This is a genomic window from Prosthecobacter sp., assembly GCF_044222345.1.
In the GTDB taxonomy this organism is placed as follows: domain Bacteria; phylum Verrucomicrobiota; class Verrucomicrobiia; order Verrucomicrobiales; family Verrucomicrobiaceae; genus Prosthecobacter.
Genome location: NZ_JBGANL010000117.1, coordinates 1 through 5347 on the forward strand (window position 1 = coordinate 1; position 5347 = coordinate 5347).

Genomic DNA, 5347 nt, shown 5'->3' on the forward strand with positions numbered 1-5347 from the left:
AATCAGCCCAGGCCGCAAGGTCTGGGCTTTTCGTTTACCAAACGGGCATCGGCTCCCGCTTGCTGGCACCGCCTCAATTTACCTCTTAGGTAGCTGATTTACCTTGTCTCTCCGCCGCCTTTCTGGCAGAAGGACGGAAGCATTCCAGCCATGACTCCCACCCGCATCGTTTTCATCATCATCCTCACCGGGGTCTTTGCTCTGGTCGGCGCGAGCCTCGGAACCTGGCAGCGGACGGTCCAGATTGTACAGCGCCCCCAGGAGTTCCGCTCCATAGCAAAGCTTGTCGCAGGCGGTCAGCGCGTCGCCAATGACGCCGTTCAATGGCGCGAGCAGCAGGAGGATTTCTACGGCACCATCACTGAGACCTTGGAAAGCGGGGAAATGAAACGCCGGGCCCTGGACCGTGTGCGTGCCCTGAATCCCGACCTCAGCGACTGCGATGTGGACATCAAGGTCACCCGCACCAAGGGCAGCGCCATCTTCACCATCCTCGCGACAGGAACCGAACCCAAATACACGAAGGTTTTCCTCGATGCCCTGATTGATGAATTCATCGCCTTTCGGCAAAACATCCGTGAGCAGGCGCAGGGCAGCGGGCTCCAGCGGTTTCTTCAGGAAGTCGTCACGCAGCAGAAGAACATGGAGGACTCCATTGAGGCCCTGGCGAAAGTGCAGGCCAAGGCAGATTCCATCAGCGCCAAATCTGATCTGGACCGCCTCGTCATGCGCCTGAACACCCTCAGAAATCGGCGCGACGACCTGCGCCTGGAAATCAAATCCCTGGATGCCAAGGATGCGGGCCGACAGCCTCTGGAAGCGAAGATGGGTCCCCTGGAAGAGGAAATCAAAGGCATCGAAGCGGAGCTGGATCGTCATGAAGCAGACCTCGCTGAAGTTCGGACTGCCACCGAAAAAGCGGAGCGCAGCAAAGCACTCTACGATAAAATGTTCGCACAAGTCGAGACAATCCAGTCCGCCTTCGACACCAGCGCCGACTACGTGGCGGTCCAGGAGCGCGCCTGTCCCGCCTTTGAAAACGTGGAAGACTGGAAGCAGCCCCTCGCCATCGGGGCCGGTGCCGGCGGACTGGTGGGCGGTCTCATTGGCCTGCTGATCAGCCTCGTTATCGCCTGGCCTCGGGGGCAGGAGTCTCCTGCGCCGAACTGACCGGGCGGCAGAGCAGACCGGTCCCACCGACCCCATCGACGACTGGGGCGCACGCCTGTCGTTCTCGCAGCCACATCGTCGGCTCATCGCGCCGCACAATCCATCCATTCAACAAATCAATTCGCACCGGCTCATTCTCTCGCACAGGCTGGGTGCCGTACCACTTTCTGCGATGAACACCTCCCACCAACGCTGGCTCCTCGAACAACTCCCGCAGTGGGAACGTGAGGGGCTCCTCACCGCTGACGCGGCGCGCACCTTGCGCGAACGGAACGCGGTGGATGACTCGCAGCCCGGAGTGGCGCAGATCATCATGGGTTCGCTCGGCGCTTTGCTCATCGGCACCGGCTTGATCACGGTGATCGGTTACAACTGGGATGACTTCTCGCGGCCCGTGCGGCTGTTCTTCGCCTTTCTGCCGCTGCTGATCTCGCAGTGCTTCAGCTTCCGCGAGTTGCTGCGTGGTGAGGCCTCCACGGCCTGGGTACGTGAAACGGCCGCGCTGCTGCAGGCGCTCGCCACTGGCGCTTGCATTGCCATCGTGTCGCAGATTTACAATCTCGGCGGCGACTGGCCGGAGTTCCTGTTCTGGTGGCTCCTGCTGAGCCTCCCGCTCGTCTGGGTGCTGCGCTCGCAGGCCGTGGCCATTTTCTATCTGATCGGCATCGCAGTGTGGAGCGTGAATCAGGCGGAGAACTGGGATGCGTGGTATCACAGCGCCTTGTTGTATCCAGTGCTGCTGCTGGGCCTCGCACCCTTCTGGCCGGGGTGGCCACCGTGCTGGCAGTTGGGGAGATCGCTGCAGTGGGTGGCCACACTCAGCCTTTGCGTGGGATTAGCTGCGGCGGCTGGCAGCTCCGTGTCGTTGCGGATGCACTCGAGCTATGTCGCTTTCGGTTCTCTGCTGTGGCTGTGGAGCCTGACGGCTTCTGCGCTGCTGCTGCTGCCGTTCAAAGCTGCTGCTGGCAGTGATAAACGTCGCCAACACCCCCATGTGACCGTCAGTGGCTTCTTTCTCCTGGTGCTCAGTTTCGCAGCCTCCTTCAGCGATTTTTCCAGTGGTACGCTGTCGAAGTTGGAGATGGCACTGACCATGCCTTGGGCCTGGGGCTGCCTCATCCTTGTGGGACTGTTTGCGCTGCCAGCCATTCGTCAGCAGCGCTGGGCTCTGCTGGGTGTCAGTTCACTTTCTCTTTCGCCCATGCTGGCATTGCTGGCGGGTTCTCGGGCGGAGCCCATGCTGCCATGGCTCATGACGCAGCATCTTCTTGGGCTTGGCATCATGCTCATCGTTCTCGAACTGGCAGGCAGGCGTGGCGCCCCACGTCTTGGCGCAACACTGATCTGCGTCTTGATCATTGCCCGCATATTTGAAAGCGAGTTTTCGCTTCTGATCAAAGGACTCGTCTTCATCGCTGTGGGCGTCGCCTTCCTGGCCTTCAACCTCCTCATTAGCCGTCAGCTCAAAAAGAAACAAGCCGCAGCCGTATGAAAACTCTTCCCTTCATCATCTTTGGCATCGCGGTGCTGGCACAGTGGGCCGCACCTTTGTCGCAAATTTGGACGCATGAAAGGGTGCTCACCCAAGGCACGCTCATCAAACTCAAATGCACCGCCCCTGATCCCTACGATCCGCTCCGGGGCCGCTACCTCGCCGTGCGTCCAAGCCAGACCGAAGCTCCCGTGCCGGCCGGTATGGAACTGAAGCAAGACACGCAAGTCTATGCCGTCCTCACCCGAGGAGCGGATGGGTTTGCCACCATCTCCCGCCTTTCCCTCACACCACCCGAAAGTGGTGATTACGTTCGTGTCAAATCACGCTACGTGTTCAACGAAAAGGCCGTCATCGACTGGCCCTTCGACCGCTTCTACGTCAACGAAAAGCTCGCACCTGAAGCCGACAAGTGGTTCGCCGAAAACCTCCGCAGCGCCCAAGGTATCACAGCCGAGGTTCGCCTGCTCAATGGCCGTGCCGTGCTCGAAGACCTCAGCCTTGATGGCAAACCCTTCCGCGAGATCCTCAAGGAACGCGTGAAGTAAAATCATGCGCGGCCAGCCAGCCCGTTCAGCTCTGCCACCACATCGTCACTTGCATCCCGCCGCCGCGTGCTTCATTCGCGGCGCTTGCAACCGCTCCACTTCATCGACGCCATCGGCCCCTTCTTTCGCGGGCATGACGTGCGTACGATCAACTGGTCCAAGATCCCCTGGCACCACCTGCCCAAGGAGGCCGGGCCGGAGGCGGAGGCATGGTGGGCGCTGGTGCGCCAAGACCTCATGCGCTTCGCCGATCAAGCCTCGGCCTGGGGCTTCAACGCCGTCTCGCTTGATGACGTGACCCATCTGGCGGATCACGCCTGGCTCGAGCCGGAATTGCGCGCGCGCATCGCCCTCTACCGCGAGGAATTCGCCCGCTGCTTTGAGATCTTCACTTCACGCGGCCTGCAGATCCATCTGACGATGGACGTGATGACCTACACGCCCGAACTGCGGCGGCGCATGGTGGAAGCGAAGCGCGCGGTAAACAACTACCTCGCCGAATTGCTCGACGGCTTCTTTGCCAGCTTCCCACAGGTGGCAGGCATCATCATCCGCATCGGTGAATCCGACGGCAATGGCGTGCACGATGAATTCCGCAGCGAGCTCGTGATTCAAAAGCCTGCGCAGGCGCGCCAGCTTCTCTGCGATCTGCTGCCGGTGTGCGAGAAGCACGCGCGCCGCCTCATCTTCCGCACCTGGACCGTGGGCGCGTACCGCATCGGCGATCTCATGTGGCACCGCCGCACCTTCACCCGCGTGTTTGAGGGGCTGACCAGTCCGGCGCTGGTCATCTCCATGAAATACGGCGAGTCCGATTTCTTCCGCTACCTGCCGCTCAATTCCAATTTCTTCCGCACGGATGTGGCGAAGATCGTGGAGTTGCAGACGCGGCGCGAGTACGAAGGCTGCGGTGAGTACCCCAGCTTCACCGGCTGGGAGTACGAACGCTACGCACAGGAGCTCAAGCACGCGAAGAACGTCATCGGCTGCATGGTCTGGTGCCAGACCGGCGGTTGGGTGCCCTTCCGCCGCATCGCATTGATCGATCCCGAAGCCGTCTGGACGGACCTGAACACCTTCGTCACCATCCGTGTCATGAAGGACGGCATGCCCGTGGAGGACGCCGTGCGCGACTTCGCCAAAGAACGTGCGCTAGGCGATGCCGAGGCCCTCATCGAACTGCTGCGCTACTCCGACGAGGTCATTCGCGAGCTGCTGTACGTGGAAGAATTCGCACAGCAAAAACTCTTCTTCCGCCGCGTGCGCATCCCGCCGCTGCTGCAGGTCTATTGGGGCAACATCTTCATCAATCACAGCGTCAAAAAGCTGCTGCTCCACTTTGTGCAGGAGTCCGGTGCCGCCCTGCTCAGCGCCGCCCGCTGCATGGACCGGCTGGAGCAGATGATCGCCCTCGCCCCGCGTGCGGGCGTGCCTGTGGCCGATCTCGAGTACATGCGCGACACCTTCCGCCTGCTGGCCCTGGCACGTGAGTACTACTTCACCGAGTTCACTCCCGAGATGGAGACCCGACTGCGCGAAGCCAAGCGCGCCTACAAGGCCAAATACCCCAAGCGCGGCCTGCGCGCGCGCTACCGCATCAAGACCGACTTCAAGCCCTTCTGGGTCAAGCGCCGCTACCTCGGCTGGGCCGTGGAGCTCCTCATGCGCCGCCGCCGCGGCTACCGCCTCATCGACCGCCTGCTCATCCTGCACGTGCTGTCCATGATCTACCGCTTCATCGCCGTACGGAAGCCGCACTGGATTCCCGGCTTCGCGAAGGAGAGCGCGATGGGCGTGGACGTGGTGTTCCGGTAGTACGACAGACACTCCTGTCTGTCGATCAGCGCTTTCAACTGCTCCGGTGTTCCCGATTCACAAGAAGGCGGCGTCCAGGTGTGCATGCGTGACGGTGCCGTTCTTCCATGCCTTTGCCGTAGCAGCATGGTAGCTTCGTTTGGGAATCGTGGGGTTTGTTGTGAACGCTGATCGACGGGCAGGAGTGCCAATAGTGTTCGGCACAGTGTTTGAGGGGGCGCAATGTGTCAAAAACGTTGCTGTACCTTTGAGCGAAGGGTGGCATGAAGTTGCTGATGGCTGCAGCCCGAGTCCCCGCATCCAAGATTGAAGCCGCCCAACT

At 61.1% G+C, this 5347-nt stretch carries 4 protein-coding genes; all 4 read left to right on the forward strand.

The features are described from left to right. Positions 1-150: 150 nt before the first annotated feature. The 4 genes from ACILSL_RS26630 (at position 151) to ACILSL_RS26645 (ending at position 5025) form a co-directional block, all read left to right on the forward strand. Entirely contained in the window at positions 151-1170 is a 1020-nt protein-coding gene (locus tag ACILSL_RS26630; protein WP_395735110.1) for a hypothetical protein, read from the forward strand. A 172-nt stretch (positions 1171-1342) separates the two neighbouring features. Beyond that, the gene (locus ACILSL_RS26635) at positions 1343-2662 is read left to right on the forward strand and encodes a DUF2157 domain-containing protein (protein WP_395735111.1); all 1320 of its coding nucleotides are present in this window, start codon (positions 1343-1345) and stop codon (positions 2660-2662) included. Further along, the gene (locus tag ACILSL_RS26640; protein WP_395735112.1) at positions 2659-3210 is read left to right on the forward strand and encodes a GDYXXLXY domain-containing protein; all 552 of its coding nucleotides are present in this window, start codon (positions 2659-2661) and stop codon (positions 3208-3210) included. The genes ACILSL_RS26635 and ACILSL_RS26640 overlap by 4 nt, the downstream gene beginning before the upstream one ends. A gap of 84 nt (positions 3211-3294) precedes the next feature. After that, positions 3295-5025: a hypothetical protein gene (locus ACILSL_RS26645; protein WP_395735113.1), complete on the forward strand. Its 1731-nt coding sequence runs from the start codon at positions 3295-3297 to the stop codon at positions 5023-5025. Positions 5026-5347: the final 322 nt, after the last annotated feature.

What these genes read in the sequence shown, in the direction of transcription:
- ACILSL_RS26630 (WP_395735110.1), top strand. Translation starts at nt 151, where the DNA reads ATGACTCCCACCCGCATCGTTTTCATCATCATCCTCACCGGGGTCTTT.
- ACILSL_RS26635 (WP_395735111.1), top strand. Translation starts at nt 1,343, where the DNA reads ATGAACACCTCCCACCAACGCTGGCTCCTCGAACAACTCCCGCAGTGG.
- ACILSL_RS26640 (WP_395735112.1), top strand. Translation starts at nt 2,659, where the DNA reads ATGAAAACTCTTCCCTTCATCATCTTTGGCATCGCGGTGCTGGCACAG.